The following is a 22,477-nucleotide window of genomic DNA, read 5'->3' as shown; positions in this document are numbered from 1 at the left end:
CAATATCAGGAAGTGTCATTTGATGTAGGTTTATGAATTACTAATTAGGCAACTCCTTCCACATCTCATTTCCAAAGGGTTCCAACTCATTGCTGCCCATAATTTCATCATAAGAAACCATAGGTGAAGAATAACGAGAAGAACGGCCATTCAATAGAATATCATCCAAGCAGCGTGCTAATAAAGGTTCATTCACATCTCCCAGAATCCCCAAGTTTTCAAAATCTTCATCTTGAGCAATATCCGGAATTAAACCATCAAAATAATCTGTATTTCCTACAGAATTCAAGCTTTTAAGAACAAGTGGTTGCATAGCATAACGGTGTGAAGGATTTGCTGCAGATCTCCTAAAATCGGCACTGTCGTATAAAGTAACACTGGCCTGAAATTTCCCCGCTGTATCTCCACCTACTTGAACGACATTGATATACGGATCTAATGAGTTGATCACTAATTCACTTGCGCTGGCACTATTGCCGGTAGTTATAATATGAACTTTATTTAAGTCTAGTGTATGTAGCACTGTGCCTGAATTGGTTTCATTTTTAAAGAGGTTGGTAAGTTGTGTGGGATTGCTAGTTTGTAATTGTGTCTGGACATCTGGATTCCATTCTTCGGTAGAATACACATCTGAGACAGGATTTCCAGATATCAAACTGCCTAATATAATCGCAGTATTTACAGAGCCACCTCCATTATACCTTAAGTCCAGTACTAAATGTGTAACTCCTTGCGCTTTAAAATCGCCAAAAACACCATTCAATTGCTCATCAAATTGAGATAAGAAACCTGTATACATTAGGTATCCTATTTTTTGAGTTCCTTGATCAATCACTTCAGTAACCAGAATGGGATCTTGCTGAACAACTTCTTTAGTAAGAGTAATTTCTATACCGTTAGAAGTAGACACTCCAGAATTAAGGCTGGCTAATCCTATAACATAGTTGTTTTGAGTCAATAGAGAACTTACATTATCTCTAGTAAGACGCACCCCATCAACAGCGTTAAATATCATGCCGCGTTGTACGTTTTCTCTTTCGGCACTGGTATCAGGTTGCACATAACGTACATATCCAAAAACATCGGTAGCACTTCCAGTTTCTCCAACAAGACCAAATCTCATTCCGTTACTGAGTGTGTTCCCAGCGAGAATATTTTCAAGAGCTACATAATCTTGAAATATGACGCTAAATCGATCTGTTCTCGATCTATCAAAAACGAGCGATTCAAAGAATTCTTCTGGAGCGTTATATTGATCATGAAAGGCTTCCAGTTCTTCCTGGTTCGCAAAACGGTCGTTAGCTAGTACATCTATATCGGCTTTATAAAGATAAAAAGCATTCATACCTCGATATATGAAGTTGTTGATCTCGCTTTTACCAGCAAACACGTCGTCATTATCTTTGAAACAACTGGATAATGTACTACCTATAATTAAGCTAATTAGCGCGTATTTAAAAAATCTATTCATATTAATTTTTAATTAGTTGTTTCAAGAGAAAAAGAAAGTACCTATCCCCTTTGATATAACGAGTGTTATTTATTTATTATTCTTTTGTAACTGGTGTCTTTCCGGAATGTTCATAATAATAATCGATTGCAGTACTCATATTTGTTTTGTGTATTTCTTTATTTTTAATACTAGATCTGGACAATCTTTCAGCATCTTGAGATGTCTATTTTTCATCTTCCTACCTATTTTAATGAGTTTTTAATTCACAGACATATAATAGATGATTGATGATTTGTTATCTACCGTAACGGGAAGTAAATTACTGTCAGGTCCAAATCTCGTAGGAGTTTCTTCACCTCGAAATTCTTTTTCATATAGAACGATTGTTCCAGAGATCATTTCTTTGATAATTATAGGTTCCACATCACTGGCATTGTGTTTCACATATCGGTACTTTGTTTCTTCTATATCAAAGCCTATGACTTGAAGATGGCTATAGATTACAGGTTTGTCATCTTCGTTTTCTTTGAATTTAAGACCGTCATGACTCTTAGGCTTTATATAGCCTTCTTTGGAAGTATTATTTTTAAAAAGCAAGGTTCCTTTTTGAAACTGAGCATCCACTGCTATGAAGCCTAGTAAAAACAGTAGCCCAGTAATTTTTCTCCACATTTAAAAATATTATAAAAAGTAAAAGTAGGTAAAAGACTTGAAAAAATGAATATCGATTCTACCGTATGGACGTTTTAACTACTGAAAGGAGACAAGAAACTAGAAAAAAGAGGAATGAGGAATGAGAAAAGCTATATATTTCGAATATAAATATCTGTTGTAATTTAGAGAGCGAACCAGCCGGTTTATAAGGCAACGAAATGATAAATAAAAAAAAATAACACCACCTTGTAACAATTAAAAGGCAGTCTCGTCATAAAAGTATAACCAAGGAAATGAACCAAAAAACATTTGTAAAGACCTTTAAGGACGTACAGCAAAAAATGTACTTTCTTTCAAAGCGACTACTTACTTCTCATGAAGAGGCAGCAGATGCGGTGCAGGAAGTCATGGTGAAACTTTGGGAAAAACGTTTCAAATTGGAAGAAGTACAGAATAAAGAGGCTTATGCCATGCAAATGGTAAAAAATTACTCATTAGATCGATTAAAAAGCAAACAAGCCAGTCATTTAAAGATCGTGCACAGCAATTATGATAATGAAGAAAGAAACGTAGAAGAAGAGTTAGAACGTTTAGGTAAAGTAAAACTGGTACAACAAATGATAAGTGAACTACCAGAACAGTATAGAATGATGATCCAGCTGCGAGATATCCAGCGATATGATTTTGAAGCGATAGAAAACATACTGAATATGAAGTCTACAGCGGTAAGAGTAGGACTGAGTAGAGCAAGAAAAATGCTTAAAGAGAAAATAGAAGAACAATATAAAACCGAAATCGCATGAACGATTTATTAGAAAAATATTGGAACGGTCAGACCACACTGGAGGAAGAGCAGGAACTTAGAAACTATTTTAGTTCTGAGAACGTGATACCAGATCATGAGGTGTACCGCAGCGTGTTCAACACATTTGAGTTAGAACAGGTGATGGAAGAAGGAAGTTTTGATGCTTTTGCAAAAGTGAAACAAAAACAAGCTCAAGATAATAAGTTCCACAAAAATACATGGAAAGGACTCGCTATAGCAGCAGGATTTGCCTTGCTCATGACGGTAGGAGGAAATTACTATAACGAGCAGTACAAACCCGACCTAGGAACTTATGAAACTCCAGAAGAAGCTAGAGCCGCCGCCATGGATATGCTGGAATTAGTAAGCTCCAAATTTAATAAAGGTCGCCGTAACATGTCACCTATAAATACTTTAGATCATAAAACCGCAGCCGTTTTTAATTTGAAATAACAACACAATTCTCAATCACAATTTAATAAAAGTCAACATGAAAAATTTAATCCTAACCCTAGTAATCGCTGTAATGGCAACACCATTATTTGCACAAGATGCCTTTGAAAAGATGGGTAATCTTAAAAACACTTCGGAAACCGTTGTCACAAAAGACGCCTTTGAACTCCTTGCTGAAATAAACATAGACATAGAAGATGATGGCGTAAAGGCAGGAAAAGGTCTTCTTGACAGTCTTAAAGATGCGCGCTTCTATTCTACATCTAATACCGAGAGCGCTAAAAAAATGATCGCTATGGCAAATTCTTACATACAAAAAAATGGACTGGTAAAGCTAATGAGCGTCAAGGAAGACGATCAAGATTTTGCCTTCTATGTCAAGAAAGGATCTAACTCGAAGAAGGTAAGTACACTAGTAATGGTCATCGATGAAACTATGAACGTCGGTAATCCAGAAGCCCTTGTCATGAAAATCTCAGGAGATATCGATTTAGGTCAGATTTCTAAGATCACAAAAATGATCAATGTGCCTGGACAGAAACAGATAGAAAAAGCCACTAAAGAGTAGTAACTTTTTTTAAAAACCATTAACTAACCATAAAAACTCATATTATGAACAAGATCATATTTAAAATTGTCCTCTTCACTATGGCGGCGGTTGTCGCACTTGCATCCTGTGACACAGACCCAACGCTTCAAAGTTATATAGTAGATAGTGTTGATAAAGAAGGGTTTATAAGCACTTCCATTCCTAAAACGATTTTAGGAATAGACGATAGTCAGCTTTCTGAAGAGGCAAAAAAAGCATACCGATCTATCAATAAGGTAAGTCTGTTGATGTATCCTAAAACAGATGGTAATACGGCTGCTTTTGAGAAAGAAACTATGCAGCTAAGCGATATTCTTGATAATGAAGATTACAATTTGTTAATGACTCATAATGGACAAGGAATGAAAGCAAAATTTCTTTATCAAGGGGACAAAGACGCTATTGATGAAATTATTGTCTTCGGTATGGCAGCGGGCACCGGCATGGGCGTGGCTCGTATTCTAGGAAAAGATATGAATCTTTCTGGAATGATGAAAATGATGAAAGAACTAGAGAATTTAGATATCAACCCTACGGGAATAAAAAGCATGCTAGGTGGAATCGGGATCGATGTAGGTGATGCAGGTGAAATTAATAAAGAGGCTGTAAAATCCATATTGGAATCAAATGGTATCGACACTTCAGAAATGGAGCTGAATAAGGAATAAAATTAGTATACTAATTTATAAAAATCTGTATCATCCCGATGCAGATTTTTTTGTACTTCCATGTCTTTTAAATTTATTAAATGTGTAGGGATAAGTTATATTTGCAAGCTTTCGCGAAAGCGGAATAACAACAAATAATTTTATACATGAAAGCTGGAATCGTAGGACTACCTAATGTAGGTAAATCAACTCTTTTTAACTGTTTATCAAATGCTAAAGCGCAAAGTGCAAACTTTCCCTTTTGTACTATAGAACCCAACGTAGGAGTAGTAAACGTGCCAGATGCACGTCTTAAAAAATTAGAAGAACTGGTCAATCCAGAACGTGTGATGCCAGCAACGGTTGAGATTGTTGATATTGCAGGTTTGGTAAAAGGAGCTAGTAAAGGGGAAGGATTAGGAAATCAGTTTCTAGGGAACATTAGGGAGACTGATGCGATTATTCATGTATTGCGTTGCTTTGATAACGATAACATAGTGCACGTAGATGGCCATGTAAATCCCATACGCGATAAGGAAACTATAGATATAGAATTACAGTTAAAAGACTTAGATACGGTAGATAAAAAACTTGAAAAAGTAAAAAGAGCTGCTAAAACGGGTAATAAAGAGGCCATTAAAGAGGAAGAAGCTTTACTGAAAATCAAAGAAGCTTTAGAATCTGGAATTTCTGTGCGCGCTGTAGAATTAAGTGATGAGGTACGGGCAGAATTTGTAAAACCATTGCAGTTTATTACGGATAAACCAGTCCTGTATTTATGCAACGTAGATGACGAGTCTGCGGTTTCTGGAAATGCTTATGTAGATCTTGTCAAAGAAGCTGTAAAAGATGAAAATGCCGAAGTTCTTGTACTTGCTGTTGGAACGGAAGCTGATATTACAGAATTAGAAGATTATGAAGAGCGTAGAGAATTCCTTGCTGACATGGGACTTGAAGAGCCTGGTAGTGCAAAACTAATACGCAGTGCTTATAAACTATTGAACCAGCAAACTTATTTTACTGCTGGTGTAAAAGAGGTAAGAGCCTGGACTATAAACGTGGGTTCTACCGCGCCGCAAGCAGCAGGTGTGATCCACACAGATTTTGAGAAAGGTTTTATACGTGCTGAGGTCATCAAATACGATACGTATGTAGAATTTGGCTCAGAAGCAAAAGTAAAAGAAGCTGGAAAATTAAAAGTAGAAGGAAAAGAATATATTGTACAGGATGGAGATGTGATGCATTTCTTGTTTAACGTATAGTCGCGCATTGCATTCTCTTTATAGCGTATGAGGAATGTGGGATGAGGTTTTTACTTAGGCTATTTATGATGTCATGATAAATTTTAACCTCCTTTCTTTATTTAAGAAAGGAGGTTTTTGTTTCTAGCTATCTTTTTTTGCCAAAGGGTAGAATTAATTCTACCCTTTAAGAAAGTTTTTATCATTTCAACTTTGGTACTTTCTCTTCCGCAACCACATAAATACAATCCCAAAACCAGCAACCAGTAACAAAGGAAGAAGTACATTAATAAATTGCCATTTCAACTTTTCATCGATCACTTTTTTAGAATCTAAAAAAGGAACCTTAATATCTTTATTACGCAGTTTGATAAGTCCGGTATCGTCTAGAAGGTAGTTCACCGTATTCATTAAGAATTCTTTATTTCCATAAAGCTGTCCAGTTCTGATGTCAAAACCTAACTCCTGCGCTTCTCCTCTAACAATTTGGTTTTTGAGAATATCCCCATCGGCTATAAGAACAATGGCAGCCTCTTTTCCTTGATCTAAGTTTCCTTTCAATCGCACTGGTTTCACACGATTTTTATAGGCACTGGTAAAAGATCCTTGCGCAAGAACAGCTAGTGGTAGGTTGGAACGATTATAGATCTCTGGATTGATTTCTTCACCTATCTCTGATAAGGAAACTAAGGCGGGTAAAGTCACCACTTGTGTTTTAGAAGAAGTACTGAGTAAAATAGTTTTTTTAATTCCGTTTTTTAAAGTATCTATGGTTCCTGTATATTCAAATTTCACACCTTCTAGATTCTTAGTGATAAATTGAGCCGTTGCACTTGTGTCTAATGAGGATTTAGAAATAGGGTAGTACGGCCAGGCATAAGCTTCGTATTGTGTATTGCGACCTTGGCCTGCCGCGATTGCAATAGGTGCCTGTTGTAAATCTTTTACCAGACCGTTGTTCAATCGCAAGCCATATCTAAAAAGCATGTCGTCTAGATGCAGCTTTCTCGGTAATGGATATGCTTTTCCTTCTTGATTAGAAAGACTGTCGTTTTCCATAATTATGGGATCCACGGCAAGAAGTAACTTACCGCCTTGCATCAAGTATTGATCGAGTATGTATTTTTTGGTTTCACTGAAAGCTTCTGTTGGTTTAGGATCTACAACGAGATCAAATTTATTTAATGATTCTAATACCTGTTGCGGTTGAATGGAATCACTGGTAGTTACAAATTCAATCCCAAAAGGAGCAGCGCGGTAATATTCTTGTACACTTTGAATAAAATCGTGTATTTGGATATCTGTTAAGGTCCCGCTATCTCTAAGGAAAGCGACCGTTTTGGTCTTTTCTTGAGAGGATTTGCGCAATCCGTCTGCAAATTGATATTCTAGTTGTTGGATGCTGGAGTTGACGCGCTCTTCTACAGTAGCACGAGCTACCGTTTTAAGAAGCGGTACGGCAGTAGTCTTACCGTCGTAAAGAATTAGTGCGTATGGAAAAATAGTAACCTTAGTACTTTTTCCTCCTTCTTGAACAGTAGCTACAGCTCCTTTTACACCGCTTTTGGCCAGTTGTGCTGTAATCTGTTCGGCTTCTTGTTGTGAAGCGTCCTCAATAGGATTGATAAAATCATATTTTAAATTGGGATGTATAGCGGCTAGTTCTTCCAGAAATTGACCTGTTTCTAGTTTTAATTTGCGAAATTCTCCTGGAATCTCTCCGTCAAGGAAAACATCTATGACAATAGGTTTGTAGGCTTGTTCTAGGAGGTTTTTAGTTTCTTCACTAACCGTGTATCGACCGTCCTTAGTAAGATCAAAACGCTGGTAAACCGATGTCGATATCATGTTTAACACAAGTAATGCTATCACGACCACGATAAATCTGGTATAGGTTTTTTTCATAGCTATCGTTTTGAGGAAATGGATTTTAGAGATAGTTCGCTTAAAGCTAAAAACAAGACAGCACTACTTAAAAAGTAAATCACGTCGCGGGTATCGATCACGCCTCTAGCCATACTCTCATAATGGTATTTAAAACCCAACGAGACTAAAAAATCACTGTCTGACAAGTAACTTGAAATACCATCAAAACCAAAATAAAGAATAAAACACAGTACCGCGGCAAGTAAAAACGACACCACCTGATTAGAGGTCACCGTAGAACTGAAAATGCCAACAGCCGTATAACTCATAGCTAGTAATATAGCACCGAGATAACTACCAAAAGTACTTCCATAATCGAGGTTGTTAGTCGTTTCCCCTAACTGTCCTATACTAAAAATATAAAACAATGTAGGGATTAAGGCAATAACAATTAAGACTAAGGCTGCAACGTATTTACCAGCTACTAGTTTCCTAGAAGAAATAGGTCTGGTAGTCAACATTTCAAGTGTTCCCAGATTGCGTTCTATGGTAAAACTACGCATGGTAACGGCAGGGATTAAAAACATAAATAACCAAGGAATGATCAGAAAGAAAGGCGCAAGATCTGCAAAGCCGTAATCTAATATATTGTATTCGCCTTTGAACACAAAAACAAATAAACTACTGATAACAAGAAAAATACCTATGACTAAATAACCAGTTAGACTGGCAAAAAAACCGGTTAGTTCTTTAAGGAAAATTGCTTTCATAAAAGGCTATGAATTTTCACAACAGAGTTGGCTTGTGGTTTTTCGTCAAAAAGAGCTTTGGTTTGTGGCCATACCTGCGCAAATAGCTCACTTTTTCTATAGGTGTCTAACGCCTCTTCATTTTCCCAATAGCTATAGGTATAAAAACGTTGCGAATCATCTTTATCTTGATACAATTCTAGAAAACTACAACCAGGCTGGTTCCTGATTTGTTCCTTATAAGCGTCAAACATATTTTGAAATTTCCCTATTGAGGTTTCTTTAAAATGCATATTTACAATACGTACGATCATGATTCTATAAATGTAATGATTACTGGAGCGTTTATTTGCAGCCCGAACAAAGAACTGGCGCTTCCGACAGTCAGCGGATTTGATTTATATGTAGCTAGTTCGAGATAGCCAGCACTGTTAAAAATAACGAGACCCTTTCCGTCCACATCGCGCTTTTTTTCATCTTCTTCAAAGTTAATAAGATCGCTATATCGTTTATAAATTTTATTAAAACGTTCATTACGAGCAGATATTTCAAACTTACGTCCTTTTCCTTCTGCCTCAAAAATATCTTCGGTAATGTTAGTTACAGAATTACCGTAGTTATCGATATAAATTACTTGACCATGAATAACATTCTTACTATCAGATATCTTAGGGGTAACTCCAGATATGACTCTTATACGGGTGATAGGTTTCCCTATGACTTCTAGCGTGCCACCACGTGCGATATGGCAAGCCGTACTTACAAACGCGTCTAGTGTAGTGAAGTTGGAAGATATTCTATCATGAATATTGATTTGTACCAGCTTTTCTGGGTGTAATTTATTCATGATTAAAGCAAGTACGCCATTATCAGCACAAATAAAGTAATGCTCATTTAATAAAACGGCTATATGGATATTCTCAGGAGTATGCTCTGCATCAACACCTATAATATGTATGGTGCCATCTGGAAAAGAATGGTAAGCATTTTTTATAATGTAAGCTGCTTCTGCAATGTTAAATGGACTTACTTCATGAGAAATATCAACGATATTGATATGCTCTAATTCTTTGTATATAGCACCCTTTACAGCTCCTACATAAGGATCTTTCCATCCAAAATCTGTTGTTAGGGTAATAATAGGCATAAAGAATTTTATAGTTGTTAATTAAATATTGGTTAAAATGTGAGTTGGTAACCTTATTAACGACTCATTTTTGACTACATTTCTACTGTCTAACATATCAAGACAAAATTATAAAATTAAACATTTAAATACTTACTTATTCTACCGCTTTTGAACGAACTTATCATCGACCTATCAGAATCAAATCCAAGAGAATTTTTTGGAGTTAAAAATTCTAACCTTTCTTTTTTAAAATCTCATTTTCCTAAGCTTAAAATTGTAGCTCGTGGTAGTACGATGAAGATTTACGGTGATGAGGAGCAATTAGGAGAATTTGATAAACGCATCCAGATGATGCTCACACATTTTGGTAAATACAATAGCATAGATGAAAATGTAATGGAACGATTGCTTACCAGCGATAGCAGCCACGCAGACATGGGAAAAGGTCACGATGATGTTCTCGTTCATGGTAATTCAGGAGTGTTGATACGTCCTAAAACTCCTAACCAGCGCAAACTAGTAGACCTTACTAAGAAAAATGATATGGTTTTTGCAGTTGGCCCAGCGGGAACTGGGAAGACCTATATAGGAGTGGCTCTTGCCGTAAAAGCGCTTAAAGAAAAACGAGTTAAACGCATTATTATCACACGTCCTGCTGTTGAAGCTGGAGAAAATTTAGGGTTTCTTCCTGGTGATCTCAAAGAAAAATTAGATCCTTATATGCAACCTATTTATGATGCCTTAAGAGATATGATTCCTGCAGAGCGTCTAGCAACCTATGTAGAGAAAGGAACGATTCAAATTGCACCACTTGCTTTTATGCGCGGCAGAACCCTAGACCATGCCTTTGTGATACTCGATGAATCTCAAAATACCACTCACGCACAAATGAAAATGTTCTTGACTCGTATGGGAAAAGATGCTACGTTTTTCATCACTGGTGATCCTGGACAAATCGATTTGCCACGGCGTGTGACGTCAGGACTTAAAGAAGCTCTTCTGATTCTTAAAAATGTTGATGGAGTAGGCATTATGTATCTAGACGAGAGCGATGTGGTGCGTCATAGACTTGTGAAAAAAGTGATCGCTGCCTATAAAGATATTGAGAACAGAAATTAAGTTTGACTTTCCTTTCCCTGAAAGGGGGAATTGATAAGAACTATCTTAGTATTTTTTCATTTTTTTTATTTGCAAAACTGATGTATCTCAACAAAAGTGATGTTTTTAAGCTGTGGGAAAAAGGCTCATAATTATGATAGCGGTTCCAATGTTTATTACTTTTTAACTATTAGAGGCCAATTTTTGTTATCGGTATGAAATTAAAAAGCAGCTGTAAATCTTAAAAACATCTCCTATAAAATTAAGGAATGATCATTCTAATCTGTAGAATACTCTGTAAAGAATTTATTCCTCCTACTATAAATAAGGAAACTTGAACTGTAGAATAGGGTAGACACTTTATAGATTCTAAAACAGTCGTTACCACTCACCTTTCTTTTGCGATTTTAAAAAATTTTTATTTTCAAAATAGATGTTCATACTTTTTAAAATTGAAAATAACTGTTGCATTCATTCCCCACTTAGCTAAATTAGAATATCGATTTATCCCTTTTAAATTTTGTAGGATAGGTTGCGGATGGACCTTATCATGACACTTTTGTAAAAGTGGAGCTCGTTTTAATGATGATATAAATGATAGATAGAGTTTTATATAGGACGTAAAATTATCAAACATCATTTTTCTATTAACCGTATAAATAAGTTAAAAAAAGCATAACGTATTTGTTAATATTTTGAAAAACTGCTTTTATATGTTTAACCTTTTTATACTTTCGTTCCACAAATATATAAACACCTCCCATGAAAACTATTATTCTTCTATTTAGCGTAGTCGCCTCCCTGATCATCTTACCTAAAAACACTTCTCCTATCGATGACTTTCAAGGACAAGCAGTTTATATATCAAAAACGAGAATGGATTTAGGATCTTGGGGCGCACGAATGAGTGAAGAACAAAAAAAGCAAATGCAATCCCGTTTAAAAAACAGACTGGAAAAAACGTATGTTCTGAATTTCAATAAAGAAGAATCTATTTTCGATGAAAAAGAAAAGTTAGATGCTATGTCTGGTGCTACGGACTCGTGGGGTAATAATTTTGCTGCCGGAGAACAATACAAGAATGTAAAGAAACAAGAAATGGTGCAAAGTCAAGAGTTTTATGGCAAGCAATTTCTAGTAAAAGACAAGCTTGCTGCCATGGAGTGGCAAATGGGTTCTGAAACAAAGCAAATAGGGAAGTACACGTGTTTCAAAGCAACGGCTACTATTCCTAATTCAGAACTAACTTGGTATTCTTTTTCATGGAATGAAATTAGTACGGATACCCAAGAAAAGAGGGAAGAGAAAGAAGCAGCAGTTGATGGCGTAACTGCCACTACTGAGGTTATCGAGATAGCAGAAATACCCTCTACAAAAGTGGAAGCATGGTACACACTTCAGATTCCTGTAGGTCACGGACCTGCAGAGTATTGGGGTCTTCCAGGACTCATCTTAGAAGTAAGCGCCGGGGATACGACTATGTTATGTACAAAAATAGTGATGAATCCTAAAGAGAAGATAGAAATAGAAGCTCCTGATAAAGGAAAAGAAATTACTAAAGTATCTTACAAGGAGACCATTGTAGGTAAAATGATGGAAATGAGAAATAACAGAGGAAGAAGAAGAGGCTAGAAGTCAAAACCTTTCTTATTTTTATTTTCACTTTAAGCTCCCATTTCATCATGAAAAAAATATTTTTTTTACTGCTATTCTTAGCAGCGACCTATTCTTATGCCCAAATCAAACTTCAAGGAGTTGTTAGAGACAGTTTAAAACAGCCTCTAGAGCTAGCAAGTATTGTTGCTTTTAATCAAGGAACGAAGGCTCTAGAGTCTTACGGTGTTACAAATGAATTGGGTAACTATTCTTTGAATCTAAAAAAGAACGTGACTTATAAGATACAGATAAGTTATGTAGCTATGAAGATTCTAGAAGAATCTCTTGAGGTTAAAGAGGTGGATATTGCAAAAGATTTTACGCTTCAACCAGAGAATTCCTTAGACGCTATTGAGCTTATTTATGAAATGCCGGTAACTATAAGAGGAGATACGGTTACTTATAATGCAGATTCGTTTCAAAATGGGTCAGAACGCAAGTTAGAAGACATTCTTGAAAATCTTCCTGGAGTAGAGATCAATGAAGATGGACAGATAGAAGTAGAAGGAAAGGTGGTGAACAAGCTCATGGTAAATGGGAAAGATTTTTTTGACGGAGATACTAAATTAGCTTCAAAAAACATCCCTGCTAAAGCAGTAGATAAAATCCAAGTACTCCGCAATTATTCTGAAGTAAGTCAGTTGCGCGGTGTAACGAATAATCAAGATAATGTAGCGCTTAATATCAAGCTTAAAGAAGGAAAGGAAAACTTTTGGTTTGGTGATATTACTGTTGGTGCTGGAACTTCTCCAGATGATGAATTGTATTTATTACAGCCCAAACTGTTTTATTATACCCCTAAATACAGCATTAATTTTATAGGTGATTTGAATAATACAGGTGAATTAGCTCTGACAAGACGAGATATCAGGAATTTTGGTGGAGGTTTTAGATCGCCCAGTAGGAGTAGTGGTACGAGTATAAATCTTGGAGATAACAGTCTTAATTTTTTAACCAATCAAAATAATGCGGTTGAAATCGAGAATCAATTGGCTTCTGCAAATTTTAGTTATGCCGTGAATCCAGTTTTGGATATAAGTGGTTTTGCCATATTTAACAGCAGTCAGATTGCTTCAAGAGGAACTAGTTTTGTTCAATATGTAAAAAGGAATGATGAGAATGGAGACCCTATTATTATAGCCCCTGATGAATTTACAGAGCAAAACAATAACGAGCGCTCTAATCAAGGATTGGTAAAATTAAGCGCCTCCTTTCAACCCAATTTCAATAATCAATTGGATTATGACATATTAGGTAGAATCTCTAACGACAAGCAACGACAAAACCTTTTTTCTTCTGAATTAGGGAATACCAATCAAGAAGAAGAAGTAACTCCTTATAGCATCAATCAAAGCCTCCAATATTATTACACCCTAGATGAGAACAATATATTTTCACTAGAAGCACAGCACTTGCTTAAAAATGAAGATCCTTTTTACAATGCTATTCTTGAAAATGATCCTAATGGGGCCGATGCATTTGATAATACGGCTAGAGAATTAGGACTAGACGATACTTTAGATAATTATAACATAGCTCAGAATAGACGTATCAAGTCCAATCAACTGGATGCTAAACTGGATTACTTTCATATTTTGAATCAAAGAAGTAATATCAACATAACTTTAGGTACTATATTGAGTAGTCAAGAATTTAACTCTAATATTTTCCAATTTCTAAACGATGGCTCCACACTTAATCCTACGCCTACCATTAATAATGGACTTGCTGTAAACGATACTCAGTATAATTTTACAGATGTGTATCTAGGCGCTCATTACCGATTGAAGACTGGTAAGTTCACCATAACCCCAGGGTTTTCTGTACATGCCTACGGTAATAAAAACACCCAATTTGGTGAGACTTTCCAAGATAATTTTTTGAGAATCTTGCCAGATTTTGAAACACGTATTCAATTTAAGAAAAGTGAATCTCTAACATTGAGTTATAATATGCGCAATCAATTTACAGATGTTACCAGACTTGCACAAGGTCTTGTTTTGAATAATTTTAATAGCATACAATCTGGAACACCAGATTTACAAAACGCTTTGTCGCATAATGTGAACTTGATCTACAGCAGTTTTAACCTTTTTAATTATACCAATGTTTTTGCTAGAGCTGCTTATTCCAATAATATAGACCAGATAAGAAGTTCTACTGAATTTGACAACGTTATTAGAACCAACACCTTTTTGAATTCTGCTTTTGCAGATGAAAACGCGAGTCTTTCTGGACGTGTACAACGTACTTTTGGTAAGGTAAGGGCTAGTGTAAACGCTGGGTTTAATTACAGTAAATTCAATCAATTCATAGAGGAAGAACGTTCTGTAAATGAAGCGTATACACAATCTTACACACCTAGCATACGCACTAACTTTAAGGTAGCCCCTAATGTGACTCTTAGGTACCGTTACAGTATTAGTGATAACAATCAAGGTGGTCGTAAAACACAATTTATAACCACTTCTCCTTCCATAGATATAGATGCTTATATACTGAAAAGAGTCACCTTTAGAACCAACTATTCCTATACAAATCAGGCTACCAGTAATGGACCATCACAGTCCTTTCAGACTTGGGATGCTAGACTTTCTTATAGAAAAGATCGAGATGCAAAATGGGAATATGAAATTAATGCCACCAATCTTTTGAATATTTCATCTCAGGTTACTAACGGAGAGAATGGCATATCTGTATTTACTTCAGAAACCTTCATACAGCCGCGTTTTGTTACTTTTAGAGTAGTATATAGTTTGTGATAATTTATAGCAACTAAGTGCAGGTGCCGTCGGCGTCGGTTCATCAGTACTTGCTTATAGGTTCTTTATAGTTAGGCATATCTCGCTTTCGCGAAAGCGAAACGTTCACAAACCCCATTGCTCATATCTAGTAGATAACTTGACAAAATAATTGGAGATACCTTCTGTAAAATGATCCAAATTGTAGAAATTTGCCGGAGAATAAATACCACACCATGTCAGCTACAATTACAGATACCAACTTCAATTTCCCAAACCAGAAAAGCGTTTATAAAGGAAAGGTAAGAGAAGTGTACAACATTAACGATGAGTTGCTAGTGATGATTGCTAGCGACAGGTTGAGTGCTTTTGATGTGGTCATGCCCAAGGGAATTCCGTTTAAAGGCCAGATTCTGAATCAGATTGCTACACAAATGATGGCTGCTACAAAAGATATCGTTCCTAACTGGTTGATCGCTACCCCAGATCCTAACGTCGCTATAGGTCATCTTTGTGAGCCTTTTAAAATAGAAATGGTGATACGTGGTTATATGTCAGGTCACGCCGCAAGAGAATACAAATTGGGTAAAAGAATGCTCTGCGGTCTAGTTATGCCGGAGGGAATGAAGGAAAACGATAAATTTCCTGAGCCCATCATCACACCGGCTACCAAGGCGGAAATGGGCGATCACGATGAAGATATTTCAAGAGAAGATATTTTATTAAAAAGTATCGTTACTTCAGCAGATTATGAAGTTTTAGAACAATATACAAGAGCCTTATTTCAACGAGGCACAGAGCTAGCTGCAAAACGCGGATTGATTCTAGTGGATACCAAGTATGAATTTGGTAAAACTAAAGACGGTAAAATAGTTCTCATCGATGAAATTCACACACCAGATTCTTCTAGGTATTTTTACGCAAACGGATATCAGGAGCGACAGGATACCGGCTCATCTCAGAAACAGCTGAGTAAAGAATTTGTGCGCCAATGGTTGATCTCTAATAATTTTCAAGGACTAGAGGGACAAGCTGTTCCTGAAATGAGCGATGAATATATCACTACAGTAAGTGAGCGTTACATGGAACTCTATGAGCAAATCACAGGAAAGACTTTTGAAAAAGGAGAGACTTCAAATATTATGGCGCGTATAGAGACAAATGTATTGGAGTGGATGGAGAACAGGTGATTCTCTGATTTATTAATTTTATGATACAAGAAATTTGAGTTTGCATCATAGCTGCCTTAACCGCCACTTAAATACATACGACTGTTTTTCCCTTTGAAACAAAAGGGCAATAGTCTTGTCTTTCATTCTGTTTTTATTAACCTTCCTAATAAAAAACAAGAGTAAATGCTTTCTCTTTCGGATTTTGTTGGACCTAGTTTTAGCGAGAGCGGCATTACTAGGGATCATTTTTTTTCACCGTCTACCGCAGAAGAAGCGCTAGTGATGTAAAGGGTGTCAAAAGGTTTAGAAAAATTAGGTACAACCTATTTCATGAATAAGATATTTCGGGGATTTATAAGCGTTAAACCATTCTAAACTCCTAGTTATAATGATGATTCTTATTGTAATTTTAAACTAAAAAAATGATCACTACCATAAATCCCTACAACGGCAAACAACTTCAACAATATAAACAGCTTACTAAAAAAGAAATAAAAGTAAAATTAAAAACGGCTCAAAAATCCTTTGAGGATTGGAAAGAAACGAGTTTTGAACACCGCGCAAAACGCATGCGTAACGTAGGAGAACTGCTTAGAAAAAATAAAGAGAGCTATGCAAAATTAATCACCCAAGAAATGGGAAAGCCTATTTCTCAATCAAGAAGTGAATTAGAAAAATGTGCGGATTTATGTGACCACTTTGCTGCCAAAGCTCCAGAATATCTCGCCAAAGAATACATACAAACAGAACATTTCAAATCTTATGTGAGTTACGAGCCTTTAGGTGTTGTTCTAGCAGTGATGCCGTGGAATTTTCCATTTTGGCAAGTATTTCGTTTTATAGTGCCTGCATTGATGTCTGGAAATGTCGGTATTTTAAAACATGCCAGTAATGTTATGGGTTGTGCTGAGCTGATTGAATCTATTTTTTTAGAGGCTGGATTTCCTTTAGGTGGTTTACAGAATCTCATTATTGGAACCGATGAGGTGAAAGCTATTATCAAAAATAAAGCAGTTAAAGCCGTAACACTTACTGGTTCTAAACCTGCTGGAGCAGCTGTTGCAGCGATGGCTAGTAAACAGATTAAAAAGGCAGTGTTAGAATTAGGCGGGAACAACGCATTAGTTGTTTTTCACGATGCTGATATAGAGGACGCTGTGAAAAAATGTGTAGCAGCGAGATTTCACAATACAGGACAAAGCTGTATCGCTGGAAAAAGATTGTTGCTTCAAGAATCTATTGCTGAAAAATTTTTAGAAAAATTCACAGAAGAGGTAAAGGCATTAGTTTCTGGTGATCCAAAACATGAAGATACTTACATAGGCGTTATGGCAAGGGAAGATCTTGCCGTAGAATTAGAGGGTCTTATGAATGCTTCCATTGATAAAGGAGCAGCATTGCATTATGGTGGTGCTAGAGATAAAACTTATTTTGCGCCAACGATTTTAACTGACGTTACCACAGACATGCCTGTTTTTAAAGAAGAAACCTTTGGGCCTTTGATCGCGGTAACTACTTTTAAAACAGAAAAAGAAGCCATAAATTTAGTGAATAATTCAAAATTTGGTTTGGGAGCTAGCCTTTTCTCAGCCGACTTAAAAAAAATGGAAGAGTTAGCGGCTCAAATAAAAGATGGTGCGGTGTTCATCAATCACAAGGTAGCGAGTCATCCTGCGTTGCCTTTCGGTGGTACAGGGATTTCTGGTTATGGCAGAGAGCTCTCTTATCATGGTATCAGAGAGTTTGTGAATATCAAGACCGTTGTAATCGCATAATTATTGATGTGTTTCGCTTTCGCGAAAGTGAAACGATCAAGTTGCCTTCCTGATAAAAAAGTGCTTAAAAAAGCCTGTCCAAAGAAATGGACAGGTTTTTTAGTTTTGGATTTTTAGAATTACTTCTTGATAAACTTTTTTGGTACTATCTGTTTGTCATCATCGATTTTATTGAGGTAAGCAGTTGCTTTAAGATCTGCAATATGGATAGCATTCCCTTTTACCATTCCGGCAGCAATACTTTGATCACTAAGGTTATAAATAGTGTAAGTTACCTTTTCACCAGTTGCTGGAGTAAATAATTGCATGCTGTTTACTGAATTGGGATATACGCTGATCTTACTTTCTGGGATAGATACTATATTAGCTCATGATGGATCCATTCTTTCATAAAGTGTATTCTATTATACAACGCGGTCATCTAGGACATACGTATTCGCACTGTTATCAACAGAGCCAGAAGTAGCTGTAGTTCTAAGATCATCTATAGCGATGTCACCTTGCCAGTAGCTTTTGGTATCTAGTACCAGTATTACTTGCGCGGTTTTGTGCTTGAGGCAGTGGTTAAATTTATGTAGGGAGTTCCCTGACCGCCAGCCATAGTAAAAACAATAAACCATGAAGTTGCACCATCTGCTCTTGCTTGTAAACTAATTGTTCCAACAGCGTTTCCTGTCATTTGTTATCTAAAAGTTGCACCAGCAGGAGTAATTACTCTCGTTAAGTTTAAACATGGAGTTTAGAATTGCGGTTTTGCTAAAGTTAGTGTCAGAAGCTTTCACAGATGCATAGAAAGAACTTCGGTCTGCTCCGATGGTCCTGTAGTTCCAGAAGGAGTTTTGGCTGACGGTAATTTCCAGTCCAGTGTATCACCAGGATCTTCCGTCTAGCCAGCTAATGTATTTTCACATCTGTTAGAAAAAGGAAAGTTATTTATAAGTACTGTTATTTCCACCACCACCAGATAGAGGCTTGTATTTAGTAGATTGCTCAACAGCGGTATGAAGTCCACCACTTCATAGGTTAGCTCTCATAAGCGCTTCTTGACCTACCTTAAATAAGTTCATACAAGAATCATCAGAAGAATCCCTATGGTGTTGAACCATATCTGTCGTCCCACAAGAAACAGCATCTAATGAAGCAGTCACCATTAGACGCATCAGATTCTGGCGTGTCTGAGACAAAATTATCAGCACCACATCCATCACCCCAAATATGGAGCAGACTAAAAAGGAAAATATTTCGTATGTAGTTGTTCTACGTCCGTTTAATGGAGTAGAAACAGAGATTGTGCGACCGAAGTAATTATATCCCATCACAACACCGTCAGTCGCACGATTTCCGTGAGGAAACCCTACATAAACCAAAATACCAGCTTGGCATTACGATTTAGAGCCGAAACGGTCCACATATTAAGATATGGGGCGGTACCTCAAGGCGTTGTGCCACCTGCAGAAGAATTTTTCATTCTGTTTTGCGCAGTGTTCCGTTTGTTACATAAAAGGACTTTCTTTTAGTGCCAGTAGGGTCATTTCCATTAGGATTTATTTGAGCTAGACAGAATTCTGTTTGTTGATCTGCTGCTTGAGACAATACAGTATCTGGATGGCTGTTTGTTCTTCTAAAATCTTCGTTTAGAAGATCAATTTGAGATTGGATTTGACCTACGAGTATATTTTGTGTCTCCTTTGCATATGGGACTTGTACAACTGCGGGAATAGTAATAATACTTCTGTCAACCGCTTTTGAAAAAGAAGTTGGTTGGCTTTTTGCGGTGTATATTTTTCAATTTGATCTACACTTCTCGCAAGTGCTGGGTTTATAGACATCGCAATTTGTAAGTCTTTATGTTTAGATCACTGTCTTTGCTGTTCAAAAGTAACGCGCGTATGAATACGAATAGATCAATTATATTTTATGTTACGTTGTTTGAAAGATATATCTAGAGGCCTAAAACAAGAGCTTTTATCAATTATTTCAATAAATCATTTAACTGCCCTGTAGATATTTTTGTTTATTTATGGATTTACTGATAATTTGATCAGTAAACTCATACACTTAAAACCATGCATAATTAGTAGTCTAATTAATTTGATATCTAATTGTTAATTTTATTCTTAGACTGATTTTGGTACTCTTTTGTTCCTTCCAACAGGTCCTTTTTAGACAGGTCAATACTTTTAAAAAATCATCAGTGCAATTGTGAATTTCACCAGACTTAATTTTTGTGTGATCGATTTTTATTCTGCAAGTTTTATAATGAAATCTTAATAATTTTGAGTTGATCTGGTACTTCATTCTTTTAAATATGGATCTATGAGAACGCATCATTAATGGTATCACAAATGAATTTTATGAGCCGTTTGACTGTAAAATTTAAGAATCTAGCAGTACAGATACAGGTAATTATATACAGAACAGATGGAGAGATTAAAATGGATTTACAAATCATTCATATATTTATTCACATCTAGACTTTGAAATATGTTAATTAAAATAGTTTTTACGTCTGTGGATAAGGGTTTACAATCGTTATATTTCGGTTTGAGACAGATTTTATTTTAATGGACGGAACTACACAATATACGGAAGACAACATACGCTCACTCGATTGGAAAGAGCATATAAGAATGCGTCCAGGAATGTACATCGGGAAATTAGGAGATGGTTCTAGTGCTGATGACGGTATTTATATACTGCTCAAGGAAGTTATAGATAATTCTATCGATGAGTATGTCATGGGAGCAGGAAAAACTATTGAGGTTTCTATTCAAGCAGAACGTGTGATCGTACGTGACTATGGACGTGGTATTCCATTAGGTAAAGTAGTAGATGTAGTTTCAAAGATGAATACGGGTGGTAAGTATGATTCCAAAGCCTTTAAAAAATCGGTAGGATTAAATGGAGTAGGTACCAAAGCGGTGAATGCTTTGTCTTCTTTCTTTAGAGTAGAATCTTCTCGAGATAATAAAAGTGCTAGTGCTGAGTTCGAGCGAGGTGAACTTACGGGAAAAGAATTCTTAGAAGAAACGACTCGTCGTAAAGGAACAAAAATCACCTTTATTCCAGATGCTGAAATATTTAAAAATTTTAAATACAGACCAGAATATGTAGTACGTATGTTGAAGTACTATGTTTATTTGAACCCAGGTCTAACGATTATTTTTAATGGCGAGAAATTTTATTCGGAGCACGGTTTAAAAGACCTTCTGGGAGAAACCATTATCGAAAGCGATAGATTGTATCCCATTATTCATTTGAGATCTGAAGATATTGAAGTTGCTATTACCCATAGCAGGACCCAATATAGTGAAGAATACCATTCTTTTGCTAACGGTCAGAACACCACACAAGGCGGGACACACCAAGCAGCTTTTAGAGAAAGTCTGGTAAAAACCATACGGGAGTTCTACAATAAAAATTATGATGCCAGTGACGTTCGTAAATCTATAGTAAGCGCTGTTGCCATTAAAGTAATGGAGCCTATTTTTGAATCACAGACCAAGACCAAACTAGGTTCTACAGAAATGGGAGGAAACCTTCCCACAGTAAGAACGTTCATCAATGATTTCATGAAGACGCAACTGGATAACTACCTGCATAAAAATCCAGCAGTTGCCGAGGCGCTTCAGAAGAAAATTGTACAAGCAGAGCGGGAACGTAAAGAGCTTTCTGGAATTAGAAAATTAGCTCGTGATCGTGCTAAAAAGTCCAATTTACACAATAAAAAACTGCGCGACTGTCGGGTGCATTTAGGAGATACTAAAAAGGCCAATAATCTAGACAGTACTTTATTTATTACTGAGGGAGATAGTGCGAGTGGATCGATTACTAAATCCCGTAACGTAAATACCCAAGCTGTATTTTCATTGCGTGGAAAACCATTGAATTGTTATAACATGAGCAAAAAAATTGTTTATGAAAATGAAGAATTCAATTTGTTGCAAGCTGCCTTGAGTATAGAGGATAGTATGGAAGATCTGAGGTATAACAAAATCGTAATCGCAACAGATGCCGATGTGGATGGTATGCATATACGCTTGCTCCTTATTACCTTCTTCCTTCAGTTCTTTCCAGAATTGATCAAGAAAGGACATCTTTATATATTGCAGACGCCTTTATTTAGAGTGAGAAACAAAAAGGAAACCAGGTATTGTTACACACCACAAGAACGTAGTGAAGCAATGGCAGAGTTAGGAAAAAACCCAGAAATTACACGATTTAAAGGGCTTGGAGAGATTAGTCCGGATGAGTTTGTGCACTTTATTGGAGAAGACATACGTCTGGATCCCATCATGTTAGACGACGGTATGAGTATAGAAGATTTATTGAGATTTTATATGGGTAAAAACACACCAGATAGACAGGAGTTTATTATTGATAATCTCAAGGTGGAGCTGGATGTAATTGAGGATCAGTAAGAAGTAAAAAGAAGAGTACAATTAAAAG

General features: G+C 36.4%; 21 protein-coding genes. 11 read left to right on the top strand and 10 right to left on the bottom strand.

Translation table 11 applies throughout. From position 1 onward, the window contains the following. Nucleotides 1–40: 40 nt before the first annotated feature. Nucleotides 41–1,471 (bottom strand): S41 family peptidase, encoded by a 1,431-nt coding sequence (locus ACJAT0_RS04575; protein WP_415180704.1) that lies wholly within the window; start codon nt 1,469–1,471, stop codon nt 41–43. A 240-nt stretch (nt 1,472–1,711) separates the two neighbouring features. Next, complete coding sequence (locus tag ACJAT0_RS04570) at nt 1,712–2,125, bottom strand: hypothetical protein (RefSeq protein ID WP_415180703.1); 414 nt, start codon at nt 2,123–2,125, stop codon at nt 1,712–1,714. A gap of 275 nt (nt 2,126–2,400) precedes the next feature. Between ACJAT0_RS04570 and ACJAT0_RS04565 the strand changes: the two genes are divergently transcribed. From ACJAT0_RS04565 to ychF, 5 genes are all read left to right on the top strand, one after another. Further along, nucleotides 2,401–2,910: an RNA polymerase sigma factor gene (locus tag ACJAT0_RS04565; protein WP_415180702.1), complete on the top strand. Its 510-nt coding sequence runs from the start codon at nt 2,401–2,403 to the stop codon at nt 2,908–2,910. Continuing rightward, a complete protein-coding gene (locus tag ACJAT0_RS04560; RefSeq protein WP_374004590.1) occupies nt 2,907–3,365 on the top strand; it encodes a hypothetical protein in 459 nt (152 codons plus the stop codon). The genes ACJAT0_RS04565 and ACJAT0_RS04560 overlap by 4 nt, the downstream gene beginning before the upstream one ends. Before the next feature lie 37 nt (nt 3,366–3,402). Next, entirely contained in the window at nt 3,403–3,933 is a 531-nt protein-coding gene (locus tag ACJAT0_RS04555) for a DUF4252 domain-containing protein (protein ID WP_374004591.1), read from the top strand. 44 nt (nt 3,934–3,977) lie between these two features. Further along, nucleotides 3,978–4,622, top strand: a complete 645-nt coding sequence (locus ACJAT0_RS04550; RefSeq protein WP_374004593.1) for a DUF4252 domain-containing protein — start codon at nt 3,978–3,980, stop codon at nt 4,620–4,622. Between the two features lie 146 nt (nt 4,623–4,768). Beyond that, on the top strand, nt 4,769–5,863 hold the full coding sequence (gene ychF, locus ACJAT0_RS04545; RefSeq protein ID WP_374004594.1) for a redox-regulated ATPase YchF: 1,095 nt from the start codon (nt 4,769–4,771) through the stop codon (nt 5,861–5,863). A gap of 186 nt (nt 5,864–6,049) precedes the next feature. Here ychF and gldG read toward each other — a convergent pair whose 3' ends face one another. The 4 genes from gldG to ACJAT0_RS04525 are packed head-to-tail and all read right to left on the bottom strand — an operon-like array spanning nt 6,050 to nt 9,604. Continuing rightward, on the bottom strand, nt 6,050–7,747 hold the full coding sequence (gene gldG / locus ACJAT0_RS04540; protein ID WP_415180701.1) for a gliding motility-associated ABC transporter substrate-binding protein GldG: 1,698 nt from the start codon (nt 7,745–7,747) through the stop codon (nt 6,050–6,052). A gap of 2 nt (nt 7,748–7,749) precedes the next feature. Continuing rightward, nucleotides 7,750–8,478 carry a gliding motility-associated ABC transporter permease subunit GldF gene (gene gldF / locus ACJAT0_RS04535; RefSeq protein ID WP_415180700.1) on the bottom strand — a complete coding sequence of 243 codons (729 nt, stop codon included), beginning with the start codon at nt 8,476–8,478 and terminating at the stop codon, nt 7,750–7,752. Beyond that, nucleotides 8,475–8,771 (bottom strand): putative quinol monooxygenase, encoded by a 297-nt coding sequence (locus ACJAT0_RS04530; protein ID WP_415180699.1) that lies wholly within the window; start codon nt 8,769–8,771, stop codon nt 8,475–8,477. Before ACJAT0_RS04530 ends, gldF begins: the two co-directional genes overlap by 4 nt. Further along, nucleotides 8,768–9,604, bottom strand: coding sequence for an S-adenosyl-l-methionine hydroxide adenosyltransferase family protein (locus ACJAT0_RS04525; RefSeq protein WP_374004599.1), 837 nt, complete (start codon nt 9,602–9,604; stop codon nt 8,768–8,770). The genes ACJAT0_RS04530 and ACJAT0_RS04525 overlap by 4 nt, the downstream gene beginning before the upstream one ends. A 150-nt stretch (nt 9,605–9,754) precedes the next feature. Here ACJAT0_RS04525 and ACJAT0_RS04520 point away from each other — a divergent pair, with 150 nt between their 5' ends. From ACJAT0_RS04520 to ACJAT0_RS04500, 5 genes are all read left to right on the top strand, one after another. Continuing rightward, entirely contained in the window at nt 9,755–10,705 is a 951-nt protein-coding gene (locus ACJAT0_RS04520) for a PhoH family protein (RefSeq protein WP_415180698.1), read from the top strand. 741 nt (nt 10,706–11,446) lie between these two features. Continuing rightward, nucleotides 11,447–12,316 (top strand): GLPGLI family protein, encoded by an 870-nt coding sequence (locus ACJAT0_RS04515; RefSeq protein WP_415180697.1) that lies wholly within the window; start codon nt 11,447–11,449, stop codon nt 12,314–12,316. A 50-nt stretch (nt 12,317–12,366) separates the two neighbouring features. Next, nucleotides 12,367–15,102, top strand: coding sequence for a TonB-dependent receptor (locus ACJAT0_RS04510; RefSeq protein ID WP_415180696.1), 2,736 nt, complete (start codon nt 12,367–12,369; stop codon nt 15,100–15,102). Nucleotides 15,103–15,317: 215 nt separating this feature from the next. Further along, the gene (locus tag ACJAT0_RS04505; protein ID WP_415180695.1) at nt 15,318–16,271 is read left to right on the top strand and encodes a phosphoribosylaminoimidazolesuccinocarboxamide synthase; all 954 of its coding nucleotides are present in this window, start codon (nt 15,318–15,320) and stop codon (nt 16,269–16,271) included. 404 nt (nt 16,272–16,675) lie between these two features. Next, complete coding sequence (locus ACJAT0_RS04500) at nt 16,676–18,028, top strand: NAD-dependent succinate-semialdehyde dehydrogenase (protein ID WP_415180694.1); 1,353 nt, start codon at nt 16,676–16,678, stop codon at nt 18,026–18,028. Between the two features lie 119 nt (nt 18,029–18,147). On the opposite strand, the gene ACJAT0_RS04495 is transcribed toward ACJAT0_RS04500, so the two are convergent. The 4 genes from ACJAT0_RS04495 to ACJAT0_RS04480 form a co-directional block, all read right to left on the bottom strand. Further along, on the bottom strand, nt 18,148–18,366 hold the full coding sequence (locus ACJAT0_RS04495; RefSeq protein WP_415180706.1) for a T9SS type A sorting domain-containing protein: 219 nt from the start codon (nt 18,364–18,366) through the stop codon (nt 18,148–18,150). 194 nt (nt 18,367–18,560) lie between these two features. Then, nucleotides 18,561–18,707 (bottom strand): hypothetical protein, encoded by a 147-nt coding sequence (locus ACJAT0_RS04490; protein ID WP_415180693.1) that lies wholly within the window; start codon nt 18,705–18,707, stop codon nt 18,561–18,563. A gap of 337 nt (nt 18,708–19,044) precedes the next feature. Then, a complete protein-coding gene (locus ACJAT0_RS04485) occupies nt 19,045–19,395 on the bottom strand; it encodes a hypothetical protein (protein ID WP_415180692.1) in 351 nt (116 codons plus the stop codon). A 97-nt stretch (nt 19,396–19,492) separates the two neighbouring features. Beyond that, nucleotides 19,493–19,621 (bottom strand): hypothetical protein, encoded by a 129-nt coding sequence (locus ACJAT0_RS04480; protein ID WP_374004608.1) that lies wholly within the window; start codon nt 19,619–19,621, stop codon nt 19,493–19,495. A 971-nt stretch (nt 19,622–20,592) separates the two neighbouring features. On the opposite strand from ACJAT0_RS04480, the gene ACJAT0_RS04475 reads away from it, so the two are divergent. Next, the gene (locus ACJAT0_RS04475) at nt 20,593–22,449 is read left to right on the top strand and encodes a DNA topoisomerase IV subunit B (protein ID WP_374004609.1); all 1,857 of its coding nucleotides are present in this window, start codon (nt 20,593–20,595) and stop codon (nt 22,447–22,449) included. The last annotated feature ends 28 nt before the right edge of the window (nt 22,450–22,477 follow it).

It is taken from the genome of Nonlabens sp. (assembly GCF_047636915.1).
In the GTDB taxonomy this organism is placed as follows: Bacteria; Bacteroidota; Bacteroidia; order Flavobacteriales; family Flavobacteriaceae; genus Nonlabens.
Note: the sequence above shows the minus strand (reverse complement) of the source record. Positions and strands in the feature narration are given on the sequence as shown.

Coding starts and splice junctions, on each gene's coding strand:
- ACJAT0_RS04575 (WP_415180704.1), bottom strand. CDS start 1,471: ATGAATAGATTTTTTAAATACGCGCTAATTAGCTTAATTATAGGTAGT.
- ACJAT0_RS04570 (WP_415180703.1), bottom strand. CDS start 2,125: ATGTGGAGAAAAATTACTGGGCTACTGTTTTTACTAGGCTTCATAGCA.
- ACJAT0_RS04565 (WP_415180702.1), top strand. CDS start 2,401: ATGAACCAAAAAACATTTGTAAAGACCTTTAAGGACGTACAGCAAAAA.
- ACJAT0_RS04560 (WP_374004590.1), top strand. CDS start 2,907: ATGAACGATTTATTAGAAAAATATTGGAACGGTCAGACCACACTGGAG.
- ACJAT0_RS04555 (WP_374004591.1), top strand. CDS start 3,403: ATGAAAAATTTAATCCTAACCCTAGTAATCGCTGTAATGGCAACACCA.
- ACJAT0_RS04550 (WP_374004593.1), top strand. CDS start 3,978: ATGAACAAGATCATATTTAAAATTGTCCTCTTCACTATGGCGGCGGTT.
- ychF (WP_374004594.1), top strand. CDS start 4,769: ATGAAAGCTGGAATCGTAGGACTACCTAATGTAGGTAAATCAACTCTT.
- gldG (WP_415180701.1), bottom strand. CDS start 7,747: ATGAAAAAAACCTATACCAGATTTATCGTGGTCGTGATAGCATTACTT.
- gldF (WP_415180700.1), bottom strand. CDS start 8,478: ATGAAAGCAATTTTCCTTAAAGAACTAACCGGTTTTTTTGCCAGTCTA.
- ACJAT0_RS04530 (WP_415180699.1), bottom strand. CDS start 8,771: ATGATCGTACGTATTGTAAATATGCATTTTAAAGAAACCTCAATAGGG.
- ACJAT0_RS04525 (WP_374004599.1), bottom strand. CDS start 9,604: ATGCCTATTATTACCCTAACAACAGATTTTGGATGGAAAGATCCTTAT.
- ACJAT0_RS04515 (WP_415180697.1), top strand. CDS start 11,447: ATGAAAACTATTATTCTTCTATTTAGCGTAGTCGCCTCCCTGATCATC.
- ACJAT0_RS04510 (WP_415180696.1), top strand. CDS start 12,367: ATGAAAAAAATATTTTTTTTACTGCTATTCTTAGCAGCGACCTATTCT.
- ACJAT0_RS04505 (WP_415180695.1), top strand. CDS start 15,318: ATGTCAGCTACAATTACAGATACCAACTTCAATTTCCCAAACCAGAAA.
- ACJAT0_RS04500 (WP_415180694.1), top strand. CDS start 16,676: ATGATCACTACCATAAATCCCTACAACGGCAAACAACTTCAACAATAT.
- ACJAT0_RS04490 (WP_415180693.1), bottom strand. CDS start 18,707: ATGACAGGAAACGCTGTTGGAACAATTAGTTTACAAGCAAGAGCAGAT.
- ACJAT0_RS04475 (WP_374004609.1), top strand. CDS start 20,593: ATGGACGGAACTACACAATATACGGAAGACAACATACGCTCACTCGAT.